Source organism: Alphaproteobacteria bacterium (genome assembly GCA_002869105.1).
Lineage (GTDB): Bacteria > Pseudomonadota > Alphaproteobacteria > UBA7879 > UBA7879 > UBA7879.
The window spans coordinates 14,834-39,615 of the sequence record PKTP01000004.1; the positions used below are offsets into that span (position 1 = coordinate 14,834).

The following is a 24,782-nucleotide window of genomic DNA, read 5'->3' on the forward strand; positions in this document are numbered from 1 at the left end:
ACTTTGAAATGATGAAATATGTATTCGTTTATTTTTCTGTGATGGTGTCTGCATGTTCGGTCTTGGCGCAAGAAAAAGCCGAGGTTCAGGCACTACGGGTGTGTGTGGCAAACTTGGACGGGATTCAAAAACCGTATCGAGAAAAAATTGAAGACCAGCTTGCGCACATTGCTGAAGGCTTTAAGGGAGAATTTTCTACTCTTGAAGCCAGCTTGAAAAAGGAAAAATCTGAATTGGATGCGATCAAGCAAAAACTACAAGAAAATCCCAAAACGCCAGAGCCTGAGGGCTTTCAGCAACGCCTAAAAACCTTTGAGAAAAACGTTCAAGAGGCATTGAAAAAAGAAGAAAATAAACGTCAGGTTCTTCAGCAGATGGTAGCAGATGTGGAAATGAAATTCTCTGAGGCCTTGAAAGAGGCTTTGAAAGAAGTTTCCAATCAAGAGGGCTATCATCTCATTTTACCCCGTGGTGGCGTTTTAGAGGCGAAGCAATCTCTTGATTGCACCGCGCAGGTTGAATCGAGGCTGTCTCTGAAAAATGATATGATATTTGATGCTCTAAAGGTTAAGAATGGTTGATCAGCGCTTTTTTCCTCTTGTCAAAAAAATGCGTTTAAGCACCATTGGCGAGACGTTTAATCTGCGTGTTTCTGGCGATGAATCTCTTGAGATTGAGGATGTTGCTGGCTTTGAAACAGCGACAGCAGGATCGATCACCTTTTATGATGCCAAAAGACTTAAGAATAAAACGGGTCATACAAAAGCGTCTGCCTGTTTTGCCCGGCCAGATCAAGCGGATATGCTGGCAGGTTACCCGGGTGCCATTGTTTGGACGGATTATCCTTACAAACACTTTGCCCAGCTAGCTAATATATTATTTTCTGGATGGGACGTGCCCTTTGATGGCGCCACTCAGTTGAAACAAACCGATTTGGATCCCAGTATCAAAATTGGCCAAAATTGTGTGATTGCTGCGGATGTGAGCATTGGACCTAATACCTGTATTGGCAATCATGTTACCATAGGCCCCGGCGTTCGCATCGGTTCCAGCTGCCGTCTTCATGATCATGTTAGCATTCAAGCTAGCACGCTTGGGGATGACGTTGTGATCTGGAATGGAACAGCGATTGGTCAAGCTGGCTTCGGGTTTGTGATGGATCAAAACGTTCCGGTGGATATGCCACAACTGGGCCGCGTGATTATTGAAAGCAATATCTCTATTGGTGCCAATACAACCGTTGATCGGGGCGCTTTGACGGATACAGTTATCGGACAAGGGACCCGCATTGATAACTTGGTGCAAATTGCCCATGGCGTTAAAATTGGAAAAGGGTGCGTGATTGTTTCACAAGTTGGCATTTCTGGGGGCGTTCATATTGGGAATTATGTTGTGATGGGCGGACAAGTTGGTGTTACAGATAATGTAACCATTGGTGATGGGGTGAAAATTGCAGCCCAGAGTGGTGTTCATCGATCCATTGAGGCAAATCAGATTATGGGTGGATCTCCTATCATGCCTATTCTGCAATGGCACCGTCAATCAGCTTTTTTAACACGATTATCATCCAAACGAGGAAACAATGTCTGAGCCTAAAATTCTTGAGTATAACGATATCATTAATTTGATCCCTCATCGCTACCCGATGTTATTGGTGGATCAAGTTAAAGTTACAGAAATTCATGAAGAGGCAATTGGCTATAAAAATGTGACCATTAACGAATCTTTTTTCCAAGGGCATTTTCCAGAAAAACCCATTATGCCGGGGGTGCTCATTATTGAGGCGTTGGCCCAAACTTCCGGGACTTTGGTGATGTATGGATTGGTGATGGAAAAAAACAAACTTCAACCCGAAAACGCGGTGGTTTATTTAATGTCCATTGCGAGTGCTCGGTTTATCAAACCTGTTTTGCCAGGCCATCGCGTGGAATTGCGGGTAAAAAATATGCAAAGACGTGGCATGGTTTGGAAGTTTAAAGGCCAAGCTTATGTTGATGATGAGCTTTGCGCAGAGGCTGAATATAAGGCCATGATTGCTGAGAAAAAAGCGTAAATGACAACATCCATCCATCCGACCGCTATTATTGAACCCGGCGCTGAAATTGGGAAGGGTGTTTCCATTGGGCCATATTGCCATGTTGGGCCCAAAGTGGTTTTGCATGATCATGTTCACATCCAAAGTCATGTTGTTTTGTCGGGCCGCGTGACGATTCATCAAAATACCCGCATCTTTCCGTTTGTTTCTTTAGGAGCCTCTCCACAGTTTAATAAGGAAAAAGTGGAGGACTCTGGCGAGCTGATTATTGGTGAAAGCGTCATTTTACGCGAGCATGGCACCATTAATATTGGCACGCCTAAATGGGGCAATAAAACCACGATTGGGGACAAGTGCTTTTTTATGACCGGGGCACATGTGGGGCATGATTGTCATGTGGGAGATAATGTGATTTTAACCAATCATGTTTCTCTTGGCGGGCATTGTATTTTGGGTGACTATGTGATTGTTGGTGGACTGTCTGGCATTCATCAGTTCGTGCGGATCGGAGACCATGCTTTTGTGGGCGGGATGTCTGGCGTTGAAAATGATGTGATTCCTTATGGTTCTGTTTACGGTAACCGAGCCTCGCTGCGCGGGCTTAATCTGGTCGGTTTAAAAAGGCGTGGCTTTAACCGGGAAACCATTGACGAGTTACGATTTGCCTATCGGCTGTTATTTGCTGATGAAGGAAGCTTTGCTGAACGGGTTCAATTTGTTTCGGAAAAATATGCCGACAACGTGTTGATTCATAACATGGTCCGATTCATCCAAAAAGATTCAACGAGAACTGTATGCATGCCAACGGTAAAGTAGGTATTATCTGTGGGGGCGGGGTGTTGCCCCGACTGATTGCAGAAACGTTGCAACGTCAAGACCGTGATTTTTTTCTGATAATTGTTGAGGGACAGAGCCAAGAAGATTGGTACAAACGCTATCCGCATTGTGTTGCGCCCATGGGATCTGTGGGGTTGATTTTAGAGACGCTTCGAGGCGAAGGCGTTAAGATATTAACATTAGCCGGATCCATCAAAAGACCCAGTTTAGACAAGCTGAAACCCGATTGGCAGGGTATTAAATGGATTGCGCGGTTGAAGATGTTTTCTTCAGGTGATGACCAAACCTTAACGTGGATTGTTTCTACTCTTGAAAAAGAAGGGTTTAAGGTGGCGGCGCCCCACTCTTTCTTACCCAACACGCTTATAAAAAAAGGCTGCTTAACCCAAGTGACGCCCAATCCTCTGGCGCTGCGCGACATTGAACGTGGGTTTGAGGTGGCTAAAACGCTTGGATCACTGGATATAGGACAGGCTGTGATTGTGGAGCGGGAACTGGTTTTATCTGTAGAAGGCATTGAGGGCACGACTGAACTGTTAAAGCGAACAGTTGGTTTGAAACGAGAGGGAAAAAAAGTTGGAGTTTTGATCAAGGCGGCAAAACCGCAACAAACAACGGTGGTGGATTTACCAACCATTGGACCAGATACAATCGATCAACTGGCGGCATGTGGATTGGCGGGGGTTGCGGTAGAGGCAGGCAGTGCACTGATTTTAGACCAAGATCAAACAGTTGCCAAAGCCGATGAGAAGGGGCTTTTTATCTATGGCTACATTAAAGAGTGAGACAATTACCACGCCCCGCCCGCTGAAAATAGTTCTGATCGCGGGCGAGGATTCAGGAGATTTGTTGGGTGCCTCCTTGATGCAGGCAATTCAAAAGCAAAGCAACAGACCGGTTGAGTTTCATGGTTTAGGGGGGGCTAAAATGGTGGCTAAAGGCCTTCAGCCTTTCTTTCCCATTGACGGCTTAAATTTACTGGGATTGGTTGAGATTGTTGGATCCTTGTGGATGGTTAAAAAAAAACTAAACCAAGCGGTTGATGCAATTTTTCAGGCTGATCCAGATGTGGTCGTAACCATTGATTTGCCGGGATTTAATAAGAGGTTGGCTAAAAAATTGCAAGCGGCCCAGATCAAGGCGCCTTTGATTCACTATGTGGCGCCAACGGTGTGGGCCTGGCGTCCCTCGCGGGCTCAGAAATTCAAAAAACTGTTTGATAAGATTTTGTGTCTTTACCCTTTTGAAGAGCCTTACTTTAATGACGAGAATACCCAACAGGCAGTTTTTACTGGGCATCCCCTGGTTTTTAGTGCTGAGATAGGCGTGGCTGAAAGGTTTCACAAAAAACATAAAACTGATTCATCTCATGATTTGGTTGCGCTGTTGCCGGGAAGTCGGAAGAATGAGGTGGAGCGTTTGCTGCCTGTCTACAAAGAAGTTGTTCTTTATCTTCAGCAAAAGAAGCCTAACATCTCCGTTGTGATTCCTGTGGTAGCGCACTTAAAAGACAAAATTCAAAAAGAAGTATGTGCTTGGCCTGTGCCTGTATACATCGTGGCAGAAGAGGGGCGCAGTGATGCTTATGCTGCTTGCGCGGTAGCCTTAGCTGCCTCGGGTACGGTGGCTTTGGAATTGGCCCGGGCTAAACTGCCGATGATTATTGCCTATAAGGTTTCGTGGCTAACGGCGGTAATTGCCCGCCGGCTGTTGAAAATAAAATTTGCATGTTTGCTGAATATTCTTGCAGGAAAAGAAATTGTGCCCGAGTTTTTGCAAGAACGGTGTGTGCCTGAGACCATCGCCCTGAAACTGCTAGGCTTGATCGAAAGTCAAAAACAGCGTGATGGGCAAATTAAAAACACTCAAGAGAGTTTGACGCTGCTGAAGGGGGATAATCACTACGCCAGTGAGCGTGCCGCTCAAGAAGTTTTGAAATTATGTTAGCTGTTGACAGCATGGTGAGAATAGAGAGCTTATCAAAAATCCATTTCAACTGTTTCTATTTGTTGACCATATTTTTGTTTTGATTTTTTAGTTTTGCTGATGACAATGCAATGCTGACAAAATTCGCCACAGCGTGATGCTAACAAAAAGGCCGCAACTTGATAGTATCCAGGATCAACTTTAAGCTTTAGACAGTTGTTCATGTCTTTGGTGAAACCGTCTAGTAGATAAAGATAACCTGTCGGCGCGGAAAGCGTATACGGCATCATCGTGCCGCCAGCTACCTTCTTAAATTCTTTTTTAGTAACAATTGGGATCGGTGTATCAACAAGGCGAAGGAGAACGTCATAGTCCCCATCAGATCCGGTGTTATACATGAAAGATTGACCATCATCGTATCTTTTAAGTTCATCTTTATAGCTGAATGGATGTTCCACAGACGACATAAGAGCTGATTCATCTATCAGTCCAATGGTTGCAGAGTGAAGCGTTATTTCCCCTTTGACTTGGGATAGAGTATTTGGTTCCCCAATGCCCATGAGCTCGAACTTTTTGGCTAAAATTTTTGCCCGGTGCAAGATGTATTTTCCCGGGCTTGAGTGAGACTTTAATGTGACTTGTAGGATTTTTAAGTATGTATCCAAATCTTGAACGGTATGTTTATCGGTGGCATTGAAGGAAATTGCAACGTCATGAACGAGTGTTCGATAAGCTTTGAGCATGGCACGCGTATCAAGTTGAGAGGCGTTTTTAAACTTAGCTTCAAGTTCTTGGGATGATAGGGCGTTGTGCTTAAATTGTTTTTTTATTTTAATTGAGCCACGGCCTGTGTTTTTTTGAGTTGTAAGGGTATTGTGGTTCGGATTTTTATTTTCTTCTATTGGGTTGTGATTAGTATTTTTAAATAAAGACATTATAAAATCTTTGATATATTTTATAGGCACGATAATTTTCCACCATTTATTTAACTTATCTATAGAAATAGTTCTTAATATTATTATGGATCTAGTCATTTTTATACAAGTTTTATATTACATTCGATGAATTTAAATGTTTGATCGAATTCCCCACCTTTCAGTTGCAATTAACGTGAGAATTCGATAAAACTGCTTATTATTTAAGCAGTTTTTTTTGATGAAACCTATACACATTGGATCTGTTACAATTGATCATCCCGTTATATTAGCGCCGATGTCGGGCGTGACGGACCTACCTTTTCGTCGATTGGTTAAGGAAAGTGGCGTTGGATTGGTTGTATCAGAAATGATTGCCAGTGCTGCCATGGTGCGCGAGACCCGTCAATCTCTAATGATGGCTCAATCAGAACCTGAGCAATATCCCATGGCGGTTCAGCTTGCTGGGTGTGACCCAAAAATTATGGCGGAAGCGGCGAAACTGAATGTAGATCGCGGTGCGCATATTATCGATATTAATATGGGGTGTCCGGCTAAAAAGGTTGTGAACGGGTTTGCTGGCTCGGCCTTAATGAAGGATGAAGATCATGCCAAGCGAATTATTGAAGCCACTGTGAATGCTGTGAATGTGCCGGTGACGTTGAAAATGAGAACAGGGTGGAATGATCAAAACCGCAATGCCCCAAGCCTGGCCAAGGCTGCTGAAGATCTGGGCATTCAAATGATCACTGTCCATGGACGTACACGCACTCAGCTTTACAACGGCCATGCCGATTGGGCGTTTATTCGTAAAGTCAAAGACGCGGTTGATATTCCGGTGATAGTCAATGGTGATATTAAAACATGTGATGATGTAGATCGTGCGCTGGAGCTTTCAGGAGCGGATGGTGTGATGATTGGCCGTGCTACCTATGGTAAGCCTTGGTTGATCTCTCAGATGATTAACTATTTGAAGACTGGGCAAAAAAAACCAGAGCCTGAAATGGCTTACAAGGTTGCTGTTTTTGAACGACACGTAAGAGATATGATGGATCATTATGGAGAGCGTACAGCCGTGAAATTGGTGCGCAAGCATTTAAGTTGGTACAGCAAGGGGTTTGAGCGCTCTGCAGAATTTAGAGTGGCAGTTAATACTTCGGGTTCTTACCAGGAAATCAAAGAGTTAATCCATAGATTTTTCTATCCATGTTTAGATAAGGAAACAGCGGCATGAGCGCTTCTTCATCAATCAAAAAAATGCCTGTGGCCTCTGTAGGCAGAAATCCAGACTTGGTGAGTAAAGATCTTGGATCGATGGTTCAAGATTATTTTGATACCTTCATTGAATCACACCCTAATTTTTATGAAATCAATGACTTGCATTCAGTGGTGTGCCAAGAAGTTGAAAAAGCTTTGATTCAAAAAGTGATGGATAAAACAAATAACAACCAGTCTAAGGCAGCTAAAATATTGGGCCTCAATCGGAATACTTTGCGCAACAAACTGATTCTCTATAAGATTGGGTAACAACATTTTCTTTGCCCTTGGCGGTGTGGGCAGAAAGTCTGAATATGAACTTTTTAAAGCAAAGAACCCTTCTTTTTTTTGTGAGCTTGACAATTGTTAGTGCGGGCGCTTGTTATTATTTCCTTTTTTTTAAGGGGTTCGGATCGGGCTTGAGTGACCAGCACTTGTTTTTGACCTTGTTTGGTTTTGTCCTCACGTTAACGGCCCTTGTTCTCGTTGCGATGATTGTCCAACTATGGCGTCGGTTTTTTCAAAAAGTTGAAGGATCAAAGCTACACTTCAGGATTGTGACCCTGTTTGGGGGTGTTGTCATTATCCCTGCTGTTATTATGATCGCTTTTTCAACACTGTTTTTTCATTACGGGATGCAGTCTTGGTTTAACGATAAAGTGCAAGGTGTTCTTCGGGAATCCATTAGCGTTGCCCGATCCTACTTGAAAGAAAATCAACAATTGATGCAACGGGATGCCCTTTTATTGGCACGTGATTTGAGCCGTAACCAGGAAATTCTCTCGCTACCCGCAGCTGAGCTGAATGCGCATTTTGGTTTGATGTCGAATCTGAGAGGTATGAAAGAGGCTTTGGTTTACAATGGCAAGAGACAAATTGTGGCACGTGCTGCCTTAACATTTGCCATGGGGTTTGAGCATATTCCAACGAAAGTAATTCGGGAAATTAGCGCCAGTGCCCCAGAATCGAAAGCAATTTTAATTGATAGCGGCCATGATGATCGCTTGCGGGCGATTGTGCGCATCAATAGTAAAGAGCCATTATATCTTTATGTTGGGCGTCTGGTGGATTCAGATGTTTTGAACTATCTGAAAAAAGCAGAACTAAACGTCAACGATTATAACAAGCTACTCGATTCAAGACGGCAAATTGAGTTGATTTTTATTTTAATTTTTATTGTCGTGTCTTTGTTGGTGTTGATTGCCGCCCTGGTTTTTGGGCTGCGTTTTGCCAATCGCTTGATCCATCCTTTGGAGGAACTTTCAGAGGCATCTTTGAAAATGGCCAAGGGCGACCTTTCTGTACGGGTCATGGAAAACAGTAAAAAAGACGAAATCAATACCTTGCGACGCACATTTAATAAAATGGCCACCCAACTTGAAACGCAGAGAACCGATCTTTTGAAAGTTAACAAAGAGCTTATTAATCGGCGCCATTTTGTTGAATCTATTTTAACCAATATTTCTTCGATTGTGATTAATGTGAATCATGAGGGAAAAATTATTTTTGCTAATGACCCTTCTAAGAAAATATTTCAGAAAAACCTATCAAAGTTTTTGGGACAAAAAATTGAAAAGGTGGTGCCTTTGTTTAGAGATGTCTTTGACAAAGGACGGGATGTGCCGCAATCGATTCAACGAAAAATATTGATTGATGGTATTGAGCATACGCTTTCCATTAAAATTTTAACCGAGCATGATGAAAATGGACACGCAACCTACTTTGTCACCATTGAAGATGTCTCTGATCTTTTGATGGTGCAAAAAAAAGCTGCATGGGCAGATGTTGCCCGGCAAATTGCCCATGAAATTAAAAACCCCCTGACTCCAATTCAGCTGGCAACCGAGCGCTTGAAGAAGAAATTCATTGATCAAATCGAAACAGGGAAACCTCAGTTCTCTGACTATATTGATACAATCTTGCGATATGTGCAGCAAATTCAAAGCTTGATTAATGCGTTTAGTGATTTTTCCCGGATGCCTGCGCCCAAATTTGAAAAAGTTGATCTTGTGTCTCTGATTTCTAAAGCAGTAGGTCTTCAAAAAGCGGCTTACCCACACATTGACTTTTCCATTCATAGCTCTAGTTCATCGGATTTAATTTTTTCTGTGGATGGTAACTTGATACTGCAGGCGCTCACCAATGTTTTGAAAAATGCCATTGAGTCGATGACAGGTCAAAAAAAACAAAAGATTGATATTTGGACAAAAATTGTCGATGATGATTGTTTAATTCAAATCGAAGATAATGGAAAAGGACTCCCTAAAAATGTGGATACGGAGCAACTTTTTGATCCGTATGTGACCTATAGTCAAGGTGGGACAGGACTTGGTTTAGGGATTGTAAAAAACATCATTGAAAACCATGAGGGATCAGTGACACTCAAACCTGGTAAAACTCGTGGTGTCATTATTGAAATTGCTATACCATTAACCCGTAGAATTTGAGTATTAAAAAGATGGCTATTCGTGTTTTGGTCGTTGATGATCAGGCAGATATCAGGACCTTGCTCAGCGAGTTCCTTGAAGATGAGGGATATATTGTTTACACAGCAGGCGACAGCGAAGAGGCGCTGAAGCTGATAGAACTGCACCGTACCCGGATTGTTTTGTTGGATATCTGGCTGAACGATAAGCGATTTGATGGCATTGCGATTTTGGATATCATTCAGCGCAAATACCCTGGCATTGTCACCATTATGATGAGTGGTCATGGTACCATTGAAACGGCGGTCTCATCTTTGAAAAAAGGCGCTTTTGACTTCATTGAAAAACCGTTTCAAAGTGAAAAACTTTCCAACCTACTCGATAAGGCAAGTCAAATTGTGCAGCTCTCTGAGGAGCTAGATTCTCTGCGGGATAAGGTCATCAAGAAAGCCGAGCTGATCGGTTCTTCCAAAGTTATGGAAAGCATTCAAAAAGAAATTGAGAGTGTGGTCCGAGGACAATCCCGGGTTATGATTGTGGGGGAGTCTGGTGTTGGTAAAACGCATGTAGCTGAGTATATTCATTTTCATTCTAATCGGGCAACAAAGCCTTTGATTTCTGTTGATTGCTCAGCCCTTGATGAAACGACGTTTCAAGAAGATTTCTTTGGTTCTGAGTCCAAAGATGCCAATCAATATCCGGTTGTTAAGATTGGTGTTTTGGAACGGGTGAATGGCGGAACGCTTTTGCTGGAAAATGTGGGCGATCTTCCCAAGTCAGTCCATGCTCAGATGGCACACCTGCTTCAGACCAAAAAATTTTCTAGGGTTGGTAGTGATAAGTCCATCGACCTGGATGTCCGTATACTTTCAACCTTATTGACGCCGAGCAGCACACCAAACGCATCCGCGTATCATGGGGGATTGAGAGAGGATTTATATCATCGATTGGCCATCACTAAAATCGAATTGCCAGTTTTAAAGGACCGTCTTGAAGATATTGATGCGTTGTTGGCGCATTTCTTGTCAAAATTGAAATCGAGAAAAAATCCTATAAAGCTCTCTGTTGAGGCTAAATACCAGTTGCTGAAATGTGCGTGGCCTGGAAATATTCGCCAACTAAATAACGCGCTGGAATCTGCCTTGATCAAAATGTCTGAAAATGATCGGAACATAAAAACCATTCATCTTCCTCAAGACTTAAATAACCAAGAGAATGTTGCAGAGAAGACACCCACAGATGATCTTTTTGTAGGTAACTTAAGAGAGGCGCGCGAGCGTTTCGAACGGGCTTACATTGACTTTCAAATTAAGTGCTGTCAGGGCAATATTAAAAAAACAGCTGATGCCATTGGAATGGAGCGAACAGCTCTTCACAGAAAAATGAAATCATTGGGATTATTTGAAGAAAATGAAGATAGCTGAGAGCCGGGGCGAATGAATAGGAACAAACAAAGATGAGAATCGTTGTTTATGGTTTGACGCATGCCGGTATAACCATTGCTACTTTCTTTTCGGAAGCGGGTCAGGATGTGATCGTGATTGACGAAAACGAAGAGGCGATTGCTGAGCTGAATGCCAAAATTGATGCCCACTGTGTGTGCAGTAATGCGGCCTCTATTTCTGAGTTACAAAAGCTTAACTTATCCAATATCGATCTGTTTGTTGCCTCTTCAAATAAAGATGAAAATAATTTGCTGGCCGCCCATTTCGCAAAATCTATTTTTCAAGCACGTTTTAGTGTTTGTTATCTGATGCAGACTGTTTTTGCGCCGCGTCATCGCCAAAAAACGTTACAGCAAAGCCAATTGGCCATTGATAAAATCATCTCCCCAGAAAAAGCCATTGCTCAGCATATTGTTAACAATATTGCGCATGATGCGTTTATTAACGTATATCCTATTCCTGATCTTAGCCTTTATTTCTGCGTTTATGAATTTGAGCCAGAAAACCCTTTTATTGGCGACGCTTTGAAAGAATGGCTGGACCACCAAGATCTTAAGATAACGCCGTTGATTTTAAAAACATCTCATGCCTATGACGTGGCGCATCCCAAAGACCAAATTAGAGCAGGCCACGTTTTATTCTTTTGCTGTGATAACCAGGGTATTGAAGCCTTTAACCGACAAAACATGACTGATGCTGAATCGATCTCAAATTATGTCGTTTTAGGTGGTGGGCGGTTTGGCGCAGAGCTTGCTAGACGTCTTGAAAAACAGGAAAGTGTTAAGAATTTAAAGGTTATTGAGAAAGACTTAGAAAAGGCAAAAACTCTTAGTCAAACCCTGGAACAAGCCATTGTTTTGAATGGAGATGCTTTGGACCCCTCTCTTTTAGAGGAGGCTGGCGTTGATAAAAATACCCTAGTCTTATGCCTGATGGATCATGATGAAAATAATATTTTATCAGCCTTGCTTGTGCGAAAAATGCAGGCTAATACGATGGTTTTAATCCACACACCTTCCTATTTTGATGTTTTATCAAGCTTAGGATTGACTAGTTTGGTGCGGACCAGAGAGATTATTGTTTCTGAGATGTTGAGTTTTATTCCCTTTAAAGCCGTTAAAATTTTAAGAGTTTTTGGTGCATATAACTGGTTGCTATGCCGGATCCATATTCATGCCGATAGCTCCTTTTTGAGCCAGAATTATGAAAAAATTGAGCGAAAAGGCCATATTAAAATTGCTGGTGTTATTCGTGATGAGATATGGATGCCTGCCGTAACACTCGAAGATAAAATGCTGCGAGAAAAGGATAAGGTTATATTCATTGCCCATAAATCCATGATAAGAGAGCTAGATAGGATTTTTTAAAAAAACATGAAGCTTGTATACATTAACGGACGTTATTCTCGGCACGATGCTGCAGAAATTTCAATCAATGACCGCGCTGTTGTTTTTGGGGATGCTTTGTATGAATCAATTGCAGTTCATGAAGGCTGTTTGTTTGATTATCAAAGACATCTTGATCGCTTGTACGCGGGTATGACCTCTTTGAAAATGCAACCTTATATGGCCCAATCATCTGTTAAAGTTCCAGTGGCAAATCTGCTACAAAAAGAGGGAATTAAACAGGGCTTGCTCTATATCCAAGTATCGCGCGGGGTTTATCCACGCGCTCACGCAATTCCAAAGCATGGCAAGGGATCGCTGTTTATGTATTTTAAAAAGATGCCAACTTTTGTTGAAAATAGAGAGATCGGCGTGTGGCTTGCCTCTGATCCGCGATCTGCCTATTGCCAACATAAAGCAACGGCGTTACTTCCCAACATTTTGTCCAAACAAGATGTCATCGATAAGGGGGGGGATGAAGTTGTTTTTATTCGTGACGATCGTATCATTGAAGCTGCGTCTGCCAATGTATTTTTGGTTAAGGCGGGAACGCTTTATACCTGTCCTGAAAATCAAGCTATCGTTCCGGGAGTGACGCGAGAACGGCTCTTGAATAGGGCAAGGCATCTTGGCATGGACGTTGTGCTGCAGGCTCCTAAAATGGATTGGATTGAGCAAGCTGATGAGATGTTTACATCGCATGCTTCTAATGCCATTAGCCATATCACCCATGTGAATGGTCAAAAAATTCCTACTAAAAGAGCGGTTTCTGAAAAGTTGTTTGGGGACTATTTCAGAACATGTCCACGACATTGTCTTATAAGATAAGGAGGTGCTTTTTCATAGATTGCTATGAATTGAGCTACAGTCATGATAATTTATCTCAGATAGTATGGAGTTTTTAATGAACAATAAACAGCGGCCTCTATCGCCCCATCTACAAATTTATAAACCACAATTAACATCATCTTTGTCTATCTTTCACAGATTTTCAGCCTTGATTATGTTGGGAGGTGTCTTTGCTTTAATCGGTTTTTTCTACAGCATTGTTATGAAGAGTGAACTGTATGCCTGTTTCAGTTCGGCCATAGCCATGCTTTGGGGCAAGGCTTTGCTAAGGGTTTTTATTTTATTTTTCTGGTTTTTTGTTGGGACCAGTCTGCGATATCTGGTTTGGGATACAGGACGAGGGTTTGAATTGAAAAATGTGTATGCCTCGGGTTTTTTTGTTTTGGTAATGTCTGTGGTTTTAACAGCATTCAGTGTTTTAGCGCTATGGGGAAGGTTGGCATGATGTCTGATCATTGTAAGACGGGTGTTCAGAACCCAGGGGGAAGCGTCCAAAAAAGAGGGGCCAGCACATGGATTGCCCACAGAGTTTCGCTTGTCTTATTTCTTGGGTTGAGTCTTTGGTTTTTGAGTGTGACTGTTTCTGACTTAACATCTATGGATCGAGAGACTTTGAGAGCATGGTTTGGTGTGCCCAAAAATGCTTTTCTTTTTACGATGTTAATATGTATAGGCCTTTACCATTTTTGGTTAGAACTTAAGGAGATCGTTGAGGATTACATTCATTGTCAGCACCTCAAGAGGGGGAGTTTGATTGCAGTTCGGATGATGCTTTGCGGTGCAGGAATAGTCTTCATCTATACGTATGTTCATTTGTTCATAAACCCTTAGAGGCATGATGGAAGCATCCAAAAGCTATCAAATTGAAACCCATGTACATGATGTTGTGGTTGTGGGGGCAGGAGGCGCAGGTCTTCGAGCGACGTTAGGCATGAGCGACGCTGGGTTTTCAACTGCTTGCGTCACCAAGGTTTTTCCAACACGCAGTCATACTGTTTCTGCGCAAGGGGGGATCAGTGCGGCCCTTGGCAATATGAGCCATGATGATTGGCGGTTCCATTTTTACGATACGGTCAAAGGGTCTGATTGGTTGGGTGATCAAGATGCCATCGAATATATGTGTAAGAATGCCGCGCAAGCTGTGATTGAATTAGAGCACATGGGCGTTCCGTTTTCTCGAACCGAAAATGGAAAAATATATCAACGTTATTTTGGCGGTCATACGGTGGATTATGGCGGTCAGCCAGCACAACGGGCGTGTGCAGCAGCTGATAGAACAGGTCATGCGATTTTACATACGTTATATCAACAATGCCTCAAGCGCCGTGCAGAATTCTTTGTTGAATACTTTGCCCTTGACTTGATTATGGATGATAACGGTGTTTGTAAAGGGGTGGTCACCTGGAATTTAGAGGATGGAAAAATCCATGTATTTCAGGCTCAGTTGGTTGTGCTTGCAACAGGGGGGTATGGCCGCGCCTATTATTCTTGTACGGGTGCGCATACCTGCACAGGGGACGGCAATGCAATGGTGCTTCGAGCTGGATTACCACTACAAGATATGGAATTTGTTCAGTTTCATCCTACAGGGATATATGGTGCTGGCTGTTTGATTTCTGAAGGTGCGCGGGGTGAGGGCGGATATCTAACTAATGCGCATGGTGAGCGCTTTATGGAGAGGTATGCGCCCCACACAAAAGATCTTGCTTCTCGAGATGTCGTGAGCCGAGCAATTACTATTGAAATTCAGGAAGGGCGAGGCGTTGGCCCTGAGAAAGATCATGTCCATTTACATCTTAAGCATTTGGATCCTGATCTGCTGGCTGAGAGATTGCCCGGGATTTCAGAAACAGCCAAAATGTTTGGGGGGGTGGATGTGACGAATGCCCCTATTCCGGTGCTTCCAACAGTCCATTATAATATGGGGGGCATCCCCACAAATTATCATGGGGAGGTTTTAAGGCCGACAGCCTCCAATCCAGATGCAACAGTTTCAGGATTAATGGCTATTGGAGAAACAGCTTGTGCTTCTGTTCATGGGGCGAATCGATTGGGGACAAATTCATTGGTAGATCTGGTGGTTTTTGGTCGGGCAGCAGCGCTGCGTGCCAAAGAAATTTTAAAACCGGGTTCACCTCAAGAAAAACTCAATTCTGCGTGGATCCAAAAAGGGGTGGATCGTATTGATCAACTCAGAACAAAGCACGGCAAGAAGAATGTTGCTGAGGTGCGCCTTAAAATGCAAAAGATTATGCAGAAATATTGTGCTGTCTTTAGAACCGCGGATACTTTGCAGCAAGGCATCAATGAAATGAAAGTTGTGATTGCTGATCTAAAAGACCTCAAGCTTCATGACCAATCTATGTTTTGGAATACCGACTTGGTTGAGGCGCTTGAATTGGAGAATTTAGCCCAACAAGCGATGGTGACAATTGCGAGTGCTTTTGCCCGAACGGAGAGTCGAGGGGCGCATTCTCGGGATGATTATCCTGAGCGAGATGACACTGACTGGCTTAAACATACCCTTGGATCTTTTGAGAGGGATGAAGAGGTGGCATTAGCCTATCGACCGGTTCATATGACTCCCTTAACCGATGATGTGGAATCTGTGAAGCTAGCCAAACGGGTTTACTAGAGAGGGAATAATGGTTGCGTTTTCTTTGCCGAAAAATTCAAAAGTCATCCGGGGTAAGGTTTATCCTAAACCGGCTGATGCAAGCCATGTGAAAGAAATTACTGTTTATCGATTTGATCCAGACACGGATCAACAACCTCGGCTTGATACATTTTACATTGATCTAGAGCGCTGTGGGCCGATGGTTCTGGATTTAATTATTTATATTAAAAATCATATCGATCCAAAATTGACGTTTCGCCGGTCTTGTCGAGAAGGGGTCTGTGGTAGTTGTTCAATGAATGTGAATGGCGTTAATACGCTTGCTTGTATTAAGCCTATTGAAGACATCCCGGGAGATATTAAAATTTTCCCCTTGCCACATATGCCGATTTTGAAAGATCTCGTGCCAGATTTATCGATGATGTATGCCCAATATACATCTATTGAACCTTGGATTCAGGCACCTGACCCAAAGTCGGAAAAGAGTGAGCGAAAACAAACACCTGAAGAACGACAAAAGCTAGATGGTTTGTGGGAGTGCGTGCTTTGTTTTTGCTGCACCACCAGTTGCCCCAGTTATTGGTGGAATGGAGATCGTTATCTTGGGCCGGCAGTTCTATTGCAAGCCCAGAGATGGATTGAAGATTCCAGAGATGCAGCAACAGAAAAGCGCTTAGATACCCTTGATGATAATGACAAATTATATCGGTGTCATACCATTATGAACTGTACCAATGCCTGTCCTAAGCATTTAAATCCCGGTAAGGCCATTGCAGAAATTAAAAAGAAACATGCAAGCCGCTTGTTGAAATGAGACTGTGTTTTACTAAACCAATAGCCTTGGTCTTTCCTTTAAAGTATAGTAATGGCTATGAATTTTGAAGATTATCATATCCTTGTTGTTGACGATGACCAACGGTTGAGAGACTTGCTGGCGAGATATTTGTCTGAAAATGGATATCTTGTGACCGCGGTTGCGTCTGCAGAAGAAGCAGATGAGCATTTGAGTATGGTCTCTTTTGACTTGATGATTTTGGATGTTATGATGCCGGGTGAGTCTGGACTTGAGTATGCGAAACGCTTGATTCAAAGCGGTAGTACTTTGCCTATTCTTTTTCTAACAGCGATGAGTGATACGGAAGATCGTATCCGCGGGCTGGAGATTGGTGTAGATGAATACTTGCCAAAGCCCTTTGAACCCAAAGAGCTTTTGTTGCGGATGCGAGCGATTTTAAGGCGACAAAAAACCATCCCTGTTGATAAAAAAAACCAAAATTTTTACATCGGAAAGTGGCTCTTTAATATCCAAAAAAATACGCTGAAAGATAATGAAAAAACGGTGTCTTTGACATCATCTGAAGCAGAGATTTTAAAGTTTTTGTTGGGCCGAACGGGAGATGTTGTAAGTCGAGATCAGGTCTTGAAACATGTTGGTGGTGCCAGTTCAACGCGTGCCATTGATATTCAAATCACCCGCCTTCGGCAAAAACTTGAAGATGATGCCCGTCAACCAAAGCATATTCAAACCATTCGCAATCAGGGATATATTCTATGGGTTTAAGTTGGCCCAAGCTTCCCTCTCAATTCACTTTAAAATCGTTAAAGCCACATGGGTTGATGAGTCGCTTTCTGCTGATTTTCTTTACGCCCTTGGTCTTGGTTCAGCTGGTGGCTGCTTTTGTTTTTGTGGATCGTCATTTGGACTCTGTCACAAAACTATTAGCACAAAATATCGTTGGTGCATCACGGAGTTTGATTAATTTATATGAAAAGAAAATTTTTACCGAAGATGAGCTGAACCGCATTTCCACAAATCATTACCATTTTGCCTATAAATTTTATCCTGATCGAAGTTTGACCGAAGAAAAAAGCGCTTCAGGCTGGATTACTGGTTATTTAAAGCGTGAGCTTGAGCGGTCTATTAAATATAAATATCAAGTCTTTTCAAAAAAGACTCTGTTGTTTTTGTTGATTCAATTGCCAGATGGGGTGATGCAGTTAGATTTTCCAAGAAAGCGTTTATTTAGTAATACCGCAGAACTTGTTTTGTATTGGGCGCTGGGAACAACCATTATTTCTATCCTGATTGCGGGGTTGTTTCTACGAAATCAGATTCGCCCCTTAATTCTTTTGGAACGAAAAACAAAACAATTTGGTAGAGGAGAGACGATTGATGATGTGCCGGTTCATGGTGCCAAAGAAATTCGAAATCTTATTGAATCTTTTAACATTATGAAAAATCGAATTAAGAGACAGGTCATGCAAAGAACGCAGGTTTTAGCAGGGATCTCTCATGATTTGAGAACGCCCCTGACTCGATTGAAACTGGAGCTTTCGATGGCGCCCAAGAATGATTTGACGCAATCTTTAAATCACGATGTTGAAGAGATGCAGTCGATGGTTTCAGCTTACCTTGATTTTGCCAAAGGCGATCATAGAGAAAGTTTTGAAGAAATACATCTCCGCCCCTTTCTTGAGAGGTTGATTAAAAAGTTTAAGAATGTTGACATTGATTTTAAATATTCTGACATTTTGCCTGATGTTGTTTTCAATGGTCGGCCAGATAGTTTGGAGCGTGCTTTTGAAAATTTAGTTAACAACGCATCCAGGCATGCAAGTACCGTTTCAATTTATCATGAGGAAAGCCGGGACCATGTTCATATTACCCTGGATGATGATGGAAAAGGAATTCCTAAAGATAAAAGGCAAGAGGTTTTTCAAGCATTTTATCGTCTTGATGCTTCCCGAAATACAGAAACCGGCGGGGTGGGCCTTGGTTTGAGTATTGTGCAAGATATCATCCATTCCCATGGGGGCAGGATTGACTTGGATGAAGCACCTGGCGGCGGATTGAGAATTCAGATCAAGTTACCCAAATGAATGATAGCCCTTCGGTAAAATATCATTCCCCTTTGATAATAAAGTAATTATAGTAATGAGTTATGACGAATAAAATTAATCAGCAAGTTTCTTCACAGTCAACCGATTTAATTGAGACGCAGAAGCTGACCTTGTCTTTCGGTCAAAAAAAGCCTCTCTTTGATGAAATGAATTTGAATATTCAAGAAGGAAGCTTTCAATTCTTGATGGGACCTAGTGGTGCTGGAAAGTCTACACTGTTAAAGATGCTGTATCTTGATCAGTTGCCGGACAAAGGAACATTGCGCGCCTTTGGTATGAATGTGAGCAATCTTTCTATGGACCAACGGGCGCTCTTAAGAAGAAAAATTGGGGTTGTTTTTCAGGATTTTCGATTAATTGAAAATTTGACTGTTTTAGAAAATGTGTCTTTGCCCCTTAAAGTACAAGGCGTTCATAACAAACAGCGTGAAGAAGAAGCGATGGAATTGCTTGAATGGGTGAGGCTTAAAGATAAATTTCATTCCTACCCCGCTCAAATGTCTGGTGGTCAGCAACAGCGCGTGGCCATTGCCCGAGCTGTTATTGCAAGGCCAAAACTTCTCCTTGCTGATGAGCCTACGGGAAATGTTGATGATGATGTGGCGATGCGCCTGATTTATCTTTTTGAGCAGCTGCATAAGTCGGGTGCAACTATTGTTGTGGCGACGCATAATCATGCGCTTTCAACCGCTTTCCCTTATGATGAGATGATGATTCATGAAGGTAAAATTAAAGTGCTTCAAAAAAATGAAGGTGGGTGAATATATGGCACATTCAAGCTTAGATTTGCCTTTATGGCAAGACCCAGCATCAAGATCGGCGCCGTGGCTTATTTCTCTTTTGATTTACGTTGCAACCATCGTTTTTTTGATTGCGCTCACCATTCATTCCCTTATTGATCGGTGGGACCGCGATACATCTCATAAGCTTACCATTGAAATCCCCCCTGCAACCCAGTCTTTTGATCATTTGGCCGCGCCCTTTACAGAGGATGTGACAGAAAAAATATCAGCCCAATTAAAAAATGTTCCAGGTATTAAAAGTTTTCGAACAGCAAATCAGGCAGAAATTATCAAAACACTTGAACCATGGTTTGGGGACGCTGAACAAATTAGAGATTTACCTTTGTCCAAGTTGATATATGTGCAACTTGAGCCAGGCCGATCTTTTGATGTCATTCAGCTTCGAAAACAACTCAATAAAATTTATCCAGAAATTAACGTTGAAGATCACTTTAATTGGAAGACGGGTATTTTTAACATGGCTTATGCGATCCAGATTATTAGTTTTCTCATCGTCGTTTTGATTTTTATAGCTGTCATTGCTATGATTTCGTACATGACACGGGCGAGTTTAATTATTCATCGTGACATTATCGACATCCTTCATCTAATCGGGGCAAAAAATAACTACATTGCTTGGCAGTATCAAAGTCACTCTTTTAAACTTGCCTTACAAGGAACGTTCGTTGGTGTGATTTTGGTAGCGCTGACGCTCTTGGTTTTTGATAATATAATGAATCAGTTTGACTTTCCTTTGATCACTAAAGCATTATCTTCTTGGGATATTTGGGCCATCGCCTTCATTATTCCAGCTTTAATTGTGGTTCTGATGGCTTATTCGGCTAAGATTACGGCTCTTAAAATGTTGCGTAAATACGACTTCTAATGCGCTTATTAAGGTCAGCCCTCCAAAATATTTTCTTTTTTGTGACGATTATAGTGGTTGGGGTGTTATGTTTGCCAGGAGCATATATTAGCCGGTCTTTTGCCCGGGATCGTGTAAGATTTGCTGCCCACACTTTACTTTGGTCGCTGCGTGTTTTTTCTAGCTTAGACTATAAGGTGATTGGTGGAAGGCATATCTCTAAAAATCCAGCTCTATATGTTTCTCAACACCAATCTATGTGGGAAACGGCCGCTCTTTATTTGTTGGTGCCAAACGGTGTTTTTATTGTAAAGCAAAGCCTGATTAATCTTCCTGTTGCTGGTGTTTACCTGAGGCGTTCAGGGTTTATTGGTGTTGATCGGAGCAATAAATCTATTTTAAGAGGGCTCATTAAGAAATGCATGGCTCAGAAAAAAGAAGGGTTTAATATCATCCTTTTTCCAGAAGGGCACCGGATACCCTATGGAGAGCAAGCCCATTTGAACCCAAGCTTTGCGATTATTGCCCAAGAAGCAGGCTTACCTGTTATTCCGATCACGCACAACTCGGGTCTTTTTTTTCCAAGACGCTCTTTTTTTAAGAAAAGGGGTGTCATAGAGATGGAGGTTCACAGGCCTTTATCAATGCAAATCCGGCCGATTGAAATGGTTGCAGAGCTTAAAACGATCTATTATGGAAAGCAAGCTGTAGGCGAAGAATAAAGTGGGTTAAAGAGGTCAAACTTGACGGCATTCTACATGTCAAGTATACAGAGTGTAACGTTTATAAACGAGGAATAAAGTGGCCCCAAAAAATACTAAAAGTGATGTCAGCTCATCTAAAAAAAATCAAAAGCTCATTGAAGTTAATGCCTCTTCGGTTCGTGAGCTTGCTGAAATTTTAAGAGATACGGATCTGACAGAGATTGAATATGAAACTGAGTTCGGTCGAATCCGTGTTGCTAAGGAAGTCACCGTTGCTCCTCATCAAGTATCACAGCAAGTTCCTGGCATGCCTGTGGCTATGCCAGGTCCTGTTGCCACGCCTTCCGAGGGAGAGACAGGGGCCCCTGATTGGTCTGTGCATCCAGGCCTTGTTAAAGCGCCTATGGTTGGTACGGCTTATTTAGCACTCCAGCCAGGATCTCCCACATTTGTTAAAGAAGGAAAAACAGTTTCTGAGGGAGATGTTTTGATGATCATCGAGGCAATGAAGGTTATGAACCCTATTAAAGCGACCAAAAGTGGTGTTGTAAAAATGGTGATTATTGGCGATGCTGAGCCCGTTGAATTTGACCAGCCTTTGATCGTCATTGAGTAATAACTTAGGATCCTGACATGTTTAAAAAAATATTGATCGCAAATCGTGGCGAAATCGCTTTGCGCATTTATCGTGCGTGCCGTGAAATGAATATCCGCACTGTTGCGATACACTCAACCGCAGATGAAGATGCCATGCATGCACGCCTTGCAGATGAATGTATTTGTATTGGTCCAGCAGCATCGAAAGACAGCTATTTGAACAAAGCCGCTATTTTGGCAGCCGTTGAAATCAGCGGTGCTGAAGCCGTTCACCCTGGCGTTGGATTTTTATCAGAGAATGCAGACTTTGCAGAAATGGTTGAAGAACATGGACAAGTATTCATTGGCCCTAAACCTGAACACATACGGCTGATGGGTGACAAAATTACAGCCAAAGAAGCGATGGTCAAACTTGGTATTCCGGTGGTGCCTGGATCGGATGGCGTTGTCGGTTCATTAGAGCAAGCACGTGAAATTGCCAACGAGATGGGCTATCCAGTATTGATTAAAGCTGCTGCCGGAGGCGGCGGGCGTGGAATGAAAGTCGCTTACTCCGCAAATGATATTGAAGACGCTTTTAACTTTGCTCGTTCTGAGGCGTTGGCTGGTTTTGGAGATGACACGGTTTTTATTGAGAAATATCTTGAAAAACCCCGCCACATTGAGTTTCAAATTTTGGGTGATAAGCATGGGAATGCGGTTCACCTTGGAGAGAGAGATTGTTCTGTTCAGCGCCGTCATCAGAAAGTATGGGAAGAGGCGCCATCTCCGGTCGTGACGCCTGAAATGCGCGCTGAAATGGGTGAGAAAGTGGTTCGGGCTGTGAAGAGTATGGGCTATATTGGTGCGGGAACATTTGAATTTTTGTTTGAAAATGGACAGTTTTACTTCATCGAAATGAATACCCGTATTCAGGTAGAGCATCCAATCTCAGAAATGATTACAGGGATCGACTTGGTCCAAGAGCAAATTAAAATTGCTTACGGTGAAAAACTATCCTTCACTCAGGATGATATTAAGTTTTCCGGACACGCAATTGAATGTCGAATCAATGCAGAAAACCCTAAAACGTTTATGCCATCTCCGGGAGTAATTAAAGATTATCACCCACCAGGTGGCCTACATGTTCGCGTTGATAGCCCCATCTATATGGGATATAAAATACCATCGCATTACGATAGTTTGGTTGCCAAGCTTATTGTGTATGGAAAAAACCGTCCAGAATGCATACGTCGCCTTCATAGAGCGATTGAGGAATTTGTTATAGGTGGCATTGATACGTTGCTGCCTCTGCATAAAGCGCTATCAGAAGATCCTGATATGCAAGCAGGGAATTATGATATTCACTGGCTTGAGAGAGAATTTCTAAAAAAGTAAGCTTATAAATCTATCCCATTAATAACAAGCTGAATGACTTTTAAGCTGGCGTTGTTAAAGGGAAAATGTAGGTGAAGTGATTGTGTGAGCGCGTGGCGAGCTTCCGGCGATGATTTGAGAAGAAATTCTTTAGCCCATGCGAGGATGAGTTGATTTGAATTAAGTTCGTCTAAGATGTGTTCAAGCTTCATTTTATTGTCAGAGAGCTTGAGTTGTGCAAGGGATTCTGCAAGAGTTTGTGCTGTGTTCGTCAACAGGTCTTCTTCGGAGAGAACAAGCGTTAATAAAAACCGTTGTATAGGCGTATACGTATGAGGGGTCATTGTATCTTCTGATGCAATGTTACTGTATTTTTCCGCTAAATATTGATGCGCGCGCGATGGCTTTGTCATTATAATTACTTACTATACCTCTAATACCACATTCTTTATATTGATATACATTTAATTATTCAACCTCTGTTCTCTCTTATTTAATAATTTGTTGAGAGATATGACGGAAATAAACGATATAATTGTTGGATCTATGATGCTGTTTTTTTCAAAAAATTTGACAAGGTCTCCCAGTTCCTCTGAAGTTCTGTGACTCAGGTAATTGCTATACCACTTAAGTAAAATAGGTGTTTCCAGCAGGCATGTGATGATGTTAGCTGCACTTAAACCAACAAAGACTTGAGAAGTTTTATCTTTGAATATATCGTTTATATTGGGGCTGTTGCTCAGGCTAATAAATGAAAGAAGCGCACGTTGCGCGTTGGTATAAGAAAAGGGAGTCATTTCATCAATGTGAGCGAGCTCTGGGAAGGCTGTGTATAAAAGTTGGTGGCCTCTTGCCGCACAAGTATCAAGAGTCATGTGTATCTTCACTAATTTTAACCTTATTTAGGAACTTGTTAAAATTTTTCAAGATACATTCTTCAAAAAATTAAAAAAAATTATACAAGTCTTTTCAAAAAAACGGGGATGCCGGAGGTTTTTATTTATGGATGACAAGCTTTTGTGCTTTTTATATTCGTGCATCAAGTATCGAAAATTATCAATTATATCAATTAAATACGGCTTGAAGGAGCACGCCATTAGACGCCGCCTTTCAAAATTAGAGAGCGTGGCAGGCGTTAAGATTTATACGATTAGGAAACAGGAAATATTTTTAACAAAAAATGGAAAAGAATTACTAAATTCGTCAAATAATCTTGATAGGTTTCAGGAATTCTTTCGTGATTATGATGAGGGACACCATCGAAAATACTTAAATATATTGACGTGTCCTAATATTCCCTGCGCTATTATTGATAGACTTCTAAGTATTGTTCGTAGGCGCTATCCGCATACTAAAATCACGCTTGAGACAGACGTAAAAATCGGACCCACTTGCTTTGATGATTTTCTACCACACCTATGCCTTTTTTATCAGGATAATAAATTGGAAAAGATTTTTCCCCAGTGTGCAGAGTTGAGCTGTGATCAGTTGAGTTTAGTTGCAAGCGAGAAATATCTAAAGAAGATGGGTCAGCCTGTATCATTGGGGAATTTAGGAAGGCATACACTAAATCTATACCAAACAGCAGTTAGGGCATTATGGCAGTAGCATGCAGGATTTATTGAATAGGCACATACATGCGATTGAAATAAATGTAGATAAATCCGTTTTATGTCTTGTTGAAAAAAGTTTCGGGATTGGTTTTTTATCTCGGTCTATGATGCAGGCGTCTACTAAACCCATAAAGAAAGTTTTGAATAACCATGAATATATACAGCGGCTATTTATGGGATCGCATCCGGATTGGTTTCTAGAAAGAGAGTTTAGGATGGTTGTCGATGATTTGGTTCAGGGTCTGACATATGAGAGTGGCTCATGAAACAGTC

At 42.1% G+C, this 24,782-nt stretch carries 28 protein-coding genes; 25 read left to right on the top strand and 3 right to left on the bottom strand.

All coding sequences use genetic code 11. The annotated features are described in order from the left end of the window. Positions 1–8: 8 nt before the first annotated feature. From C0582_01950 to lpxB, 6 genes are read left to right on the top strand one after another with little or no spacing between them, the layout of a single operon-like run. Complete coding sequence (locus C0582_01950) at positions 9–581, top strand: hypothetical protein (GenBank protein PLX29978.1); 573 nt, start codon at positions 9–11, stop codon at positions 579–581. Next, positions 574–1,590: a UDP-3-O-(3-hydroxymyristoyl)glucosamine N-acyltransferase gene (gene lpxD / locus C0582_01955; GenBank protein PLX29979.1), complete on the top strand. Its 1,017-nt coding sequence runs from the start codon at positions 574–576 to the stop codon at positions 1,588–1,590. Before C0582_01950 ends, lpxD begins: the two co-directional genes overlap by 8 nt. Then, entirely contained in the window at positions 1,583–2,053 is a 471-nt protein-coding gene (gene fabZ, locus C0582_01960) for a 3-hydroxyacyl-[acyl-carrier-protein] dehydratase FabZ (GenBank protein PLX29980.1), read from the top strand. The genes lpxD and fabZ overlap by 8 nt, the downstream gene beginning before the upstream one ends. Then, entirely contained in the window at positions 2,054–2,851 is a 798-nt protein-coding gene (locus C0582_01965) for an acyl-[acyl-carrier-protein]--UDP-N-acetylglucosamine O-acyltransferase (protein PLX29981.1), read from the top strand. Next, positions 2,830–3,657: a DUF1009 domain-containing protein gene (locus C0582_01970; protein PLX29982.1), complete on the top strand. Its 828-nt coding sequence runs from the start codon at positions 2,830–2,832 to the stop codon at positions 3,655–3,657. The genes C0582_01965 and C0582_01970 overlap by 22 nt, the downstream gene beginning before the upstream one ends. Then, complete coding sequence (gene lpxB, locus C0582_01975; GenBank protein PLX29983.1) at positions 3,617–4,819, top strand: lipid-A-disaccharide synthase; 1,203 nt, start codon at positions 3,617–3,619, stop codon at positions 4,817–4,819. The genes C0582_01970 and lpxB overlap by 41 nt, the downstream gene beginning before the upstream one ends. 32 nt (positions 4,820–4,851) lie before the next feature. Here lpxB and C0582_01980 read toward each other — a convergent pair whose 3' ends face one another. Beyond that, a complete protein-coding gene (locus tag C0582_01980; GenBank protein PLX29984.1) occupies positions 4,852–5,733 on the bottom strand; it encodes a hypothetical protein in 882 nt (293 codons plus the stop codon). Between the two features lie 220 nt (positions 5,734–5,953). Here C0582_01980 and C0582_01985 point away from each other — a divergent pair, with 220 nt between their 5' ends. The 17 genes from C0582_01985 (at position 5,954) to accC (ending at position 22,917) form a co-directional block, all read left to right on the top strand. Next, on the top strand, positions 5,954–6,946 hold the full coding sequence (locus C0582_01985; protein PLX29985.1) for a tRNA dihydrouridine synthase DusB: 993 nt from the start codon (positions 5,954–5,956) through the stop codon (positions 6,944–6,946). An 80-nt stretch (positions 6,947–7,026) separates the two neighbouring features. Continuing rightward, positions 7,027–7,239, top strand: a complete 213-nt coding sequence (locus C0582_01990) for a Fis family transcriptional regulator (protein ID PLX30053.1) — start codon at positions 7,027–7,029, stop codon at positions 7,237–7,239. An 11-nt stretch (positions 7,240–7,250) separates the two neighbouring features. Next, the gene (locus C0582_01995) at positions 7,251–9,416 is read left to right on the top strand and encodes a hypothetical protein (GenBank protein PLX29986.1); all 2,166 of its coding nucleotides are present in this window, start codon (positions 7,251–7,253) and stop codon (positions 9,414–9,416) included. Between the two features lie 11 nt (positions 9,417–9,427). Further along, entirely contained in the window at positions 9,428–10,819 is a 1,392-nt protein-coding gene (locus C0582_02000) for a sigma-54-dependent Fis family transcriptional regulator (GenBank protein ID PLX29987.1), read from the top strand. A 32-nt stretch (positions 10,820–10,851) separates the two neighbouring features. After that, entirely contained in the window at positions 10,852–12,207 is a 1,356-nt protein-coding gene (locus C0582_02005; GenBank protein ID PLX29988.1) for a hypothetical protein, read from the top strand. Between the two features lie 6 nt (positions 12,208–12,213). After that, positions 12,214–13,053 (top strand): hypothetical protein, encoded by an 840-nt coding sequence (locus C0582_02010; protein PLX29989.1) that lies wholly within the window; start codon positions 12,214–12,216, stop codon positions 13,051–13,053. A gap of 64 nt (positions 13,054–13,117) precedes the next feature. Then, positions 13,118–13,519, top strand: coding sequence for a succinate dehydrogenase, cytochrome b556 subunit (sdhC, locus tag C0582_02015; GenBank protein ID PLX29990.1), 402 nt, complete (start codon positions 13,118–13,120; stop codon positions 13,517–13,519). Beyond that, positions 13,501–13,905 (top strand): succinate dehydrogenase, hydrophobic membrane anchor protein, encoded by a 405-nt coding sequence (gene sdhD / locus C0582_02020; GenBank protein ID PLX29991.1) that lies wholly within the window; start codon positions 13,501–13,503, stop codon positions 13,903–13,905. The genes sdhC and sdhD overlap by 19 nt, the downstream gene beginning before the upstream one ends. A gap of 4 nt (positions 13,906–13,909) precedes the next feature. Beyond that, positions 13,910–15,709 carry a succinate dehydrogenase flavoprotein subunit gene (locus tag C0582_02025; GenBank protein PLX29992.1) on the top strand — a complete coding sequence of 600 codons (1,800 nt, stop codon included), beginning with the start codon at positions 13,910–13,912 and terminating at the stop codon, positions 15,707–15,709. 10 nt (positions 15,710–15,719) lie between these two features. Next, positions 15,720–16,505, top strand: a complete 786-nt coding sequence (locus C0582_02030) for a succinate dehydrogenase iron-sulfur subunit (GenBank protein ID PLX29993.1) — start codon at positions 15,720–15,722, stop codon at positions 16,503–16,505. Between the two features lie 57 nt (positions 16,506–16,562). Next, positions 16,563–17,252 carry a DNA-binding response regulator gene (locus C0582_02035; protein PLX30054.1) on the top strand — a complete coding sequence of 230 codons (690 nt, stop codon included), beginning with the start codon at positions 16,563–16,565 and terminating at the stop codon, positions 17,250–17,252. Then, a complete protein-coding gene (locus C0582_02040; GenBank protein ID PLX29994.1) occupies positions 17,243–18,571 on the top strand; it encodes a hypothetical protein in 1,329 nt (442 codons plus the stop codon). The genes C0582_02035 and C0582_02040 overlap by 10 nt, the downstream gene beginning before the upstream one ends. A gap of 62 nt (positions 18,572–18,633) precedes the next feature. Beyond that, entirely contained in the window at positions 18,634–19,353 is a 720-nt protein-coding gene (locus C0582_02045; GenBank protein PLX29995.1) for a cell division ATP-binding protein FtsE, read from the top strand. Then, the gene (locus C0582_02050; GenBank protein PLX29996.1) at positions 19,310–20,260 is read left to right on the top strand and encodes a hypothetical protein; all 951 of its coding nucleotides are present in this window, start codon (positions 19,310–19,312) and stop codon (positions 20,258–20,260) included. The genes C0582_02045 and C0582_02050 overlap by 44 nt, the downstream gene beginning before the upstream one ends. Next, entirely contained in the window at positions 20,260–20,961 is a 702-nt protein-coding gene (locus tag C0582_02055; GenBank protein ID PLX29997.1) for a hypothetical protein, read from the top strand. The genes C0582_02050 and C0582_02055 overlap by 1 nt, the downstream gene beginning before the upstream one ends. Positions 20,962–21,097: 136 nt before the next feature. Beyond that, positions 21,098–21,559, top strand: a complete 462-nt coding sequence (locus C0582_02060; protein PLX30055.1) for an acetyl-CoA carboxylase, biotin carboxyl carrier protein — start codon at positions 21,098–21,100, stop codon at positions 21,557–21,559. Positions 21,560–21,576: 17 nt separating this feature from the next. Continuing rightward, a complete protein-coding gene (accC, locus tag C0582_02065; protein PLX29998.1) occupies positions 21,577–22,917 on the top strand; it encodes an acetyl-CoA carboxylase biotin carboxylase subunit in 1,341 nt (446 codons plus the stop codon). A gap of 2 nt (positions 22,918–22,919) precedes the next feature. Here accC and C0582_02070 read toward each other — a convergent pair whose 3' ends face one another. Beyond that, positions 22,920–23,309 (bottom strand): hypothetical protein, encoded by a 390-nt coding sequence (locus tag C0582_02070; GenBank protein ID PLX29999.1) that lies wholly within the window; start codon positions 23,307–23,309, stop codon positions 22,920–22,922. A gap of 51 nt (positions 23,310–23,360) precedes the next feature. Next, a complete protein-coding gene (locus C0582_02075) occupies positions 23,361–23,771 on the bottom strand; it encodes a hypothetical protein (GenBank protein ID PLX30000.1) in 411 nt (136 codons plus the stop codon). Between the two features lie 127 nt (positions 23,772–23,898). Between C0582_02075 and C0582_02080 the strand changes: the two genes are divergently transcribed. Further along, the gene (locus tag C0582_02080; GenBank protein ID PLX30001.1) at positions 23,899–24,504 is read left to right on the top strand and encodes a hypothetical protein; all 606 of its coding nucleotides are present in this window, start codon (positions 23,899–23,901) and stop codon (positions 24,502–24,504) included. 1 nt (position 24,505) lies between these two features. Further along, positions 24,506–24,775 (top strand): hypothetical protein, encoded by a 270-nt coding sequence (locus C0582_02085; protein PLX30002.1) that lies wholly within the window; start codon positions 24,506–24,508, stop codon positions 24,773–24,775. The last annotated feature ends 7 nt before the right edge of the window (positions 24,776–24,782 follow it).

What these genes read in the sequence shown, in the direction of transcription:
- C0582_01950 (PLX29978.1), top strand. Translation starts at nt 9, where the DNA reads ATGATGAAATATGTATTCGTTTATTTTTCTGTGATGGTGTCTGCATGT.
- lpxD (PLX29979.1), top strand. Translation starts at nt 574, where the DNA reads ATGGTTGATCAGCGCTTTTTTCCTCTTGTCAAAAAAATGCGTTTAAGC.
- fabZ (PLX29980.1), top strand. Translation starts at nt 1,583, where the DNA reads ATGTCTGAGCCTAAAATTCTTGAGTATAACGATATCATTAATTTGATC.
- C0582_01965 (PLX29981.1), top strand. Translation starts at nt 2,054, where the DNA reads ATGACAACATCCATCCATCCGACCGCTATTATTGAACCCGGCGCTGAA.
- C0582_01970 (PLX29982.1), top strand. Translation starts at nt 2,830, where the DNA reads ATGCATGCCAACGGTAAAGTAGGTATTATCTGTGGGGGCGGGGTGTTG.
- lpxB (PLX29983.1), top strand. Translation starts at nt 3,617, where the DNA reads ATGAGAAGGGGCTTTTTATCTATGGCTACATTAAAGAGTGAGACAATT.
- C0582_01980 (PLX29984.1), bottom strand. Translation starts at nt 5,733, where the DNA reads ATGTCTTTATTTAAAAATACTAATCACAACCCAATAGAAGAAAATAAA.
- C0582_01985 (PLX29985.1), top strand. Translation starts at nt 5,954, where the DNA reads ATGAAACCTATACACATTGGATCTGTTACAATTGATCATCCCGTTATA.
- C0582_01990 (PLX30053.1), top strand. Translation starts at nt 7,027, where the DNA reads ATGGTTCAAGATTATTTTGATACCTTCATTGAATCACACCCTAATTTT.
- C0582_02000 (PLX29987.1), top strand. Translation starts at nt 9,428, where the DNA reads ATGGCTATTCGTGTTTTGGTCGTTGATGATCAGGCAGATATCAGGACC.
- C0582_02005 (PLX29988.1), top strand. Translation starts at nt 10,852, where the DNA reads ATGAGAATCGTTGTTTATGGTTTGACGCATGCCGGTATAACCATTGCT.
- C0582_02010 (PLX29989.1), top strand. Translation starts at nt 12,214, where the DNA reads ATGAAGCTTGTATACATTAACGGACGTTATTCTCGGCACGATGCTGCA.
- sdhC (PLX29990.1), top strand. Translation starts at nt 13,118, where the DNA reads ATGGAGTTTTTAATGAACAATAAACAGCGGCCTCTATCGCCCCATCTA.
- sdhD (PLX29991.1), top strand. Translation starts at nt 13,501, where the DNA reads ATGGGGAAGGTTGGCATGATGTCTGATCATTGTAAGACGGGTGTTCAG.
- C0582_02025 (PLX29992.1), top strand. Translation starts at nt 13,910, where the DNA reads ATGATGGAAGCATCCAAAAGCTATCAAATTGAAACCCATGTACATGAT.
- C0582_02030 (PLX29993.1), top strand. Translation starts at nt 15,720, where the DNA reads ATGGTTGCGTTTTCTTTGCCGAAAAATTCAAAAGTCATCCGGGGTAAG.
- C0582_02035 (PLX30054.1), top strand. Translation starts at nt 16,563, where the DNA reads ATGAATTTTGAAGATTATCATATCCTTGTTGTTGACGATGACCAACGG.
- C0582_02040 (PLX29994.1), top strand. Translation starts at nt 17,243, where the DNA reads ATGGGTTTAAGTTGGCCCAAGCTTCCCTCTCAATTCACTTTAAAATCG.
- C0582_02045 (PLX29995.1), top strand. Translation starts at nt 18,634, where the DNA reads ATGACGAATAAAATTAATCAGCAAGTTTCTTCACAGTCAACCGATTTA.
- C0582_02050 (PLX29996.1), top strand. Translation starts at nt 19,310, where the DNA reads ATGAAGGTAAAATTAAAGTGCTTCAAAAAAATGAAGGTGGGTGAATAT.
- C0582_02055 (PLX29997.1), top strand. Translation starts at nt 20,260, where the DNA reads ATGCGCTTATTAAGGTCAGCCCTCCAAAATATTTTCTTTTTTGTGACG.
- accC (PLX29998.1), top strand. Translation starts at nt 21,577, where the DNA reads ATGTTTAAAAAAATATTGATCGCAAATCGTGGCGAAATCGCTTTGCGC.
- C0582_02070 (PLX29999.1), bottom strand. Translation starts at nt 23,309, where the DNA reads ATGACAAAGCCATCGCGCGCGCATCAATATTTAGCGGAAAAATACAGT.
- C0582_02075 (PLX30000.1), bottom strand. Translation starts at nt 23,771, where the DNA reads ATGACTCTTGATACTTGTGCGGCAAGAGGCCACCAACTTTTATACACA.
- C0582_02080 (PLX30001.1), top strand. Translation starts at nt 23,899, where the DNA reads ATGGATGACAAGCTTTTGTGCTTTTTATATTCGTGCATCAAGTATCGA.
- C0582_02085 (PLX30002.1), top strand. Translation starts at nt 24,506, where the DNA reads ATGCAGGATTTATTGAATAGGCACATACATGCGATTGAAATAAATGTA.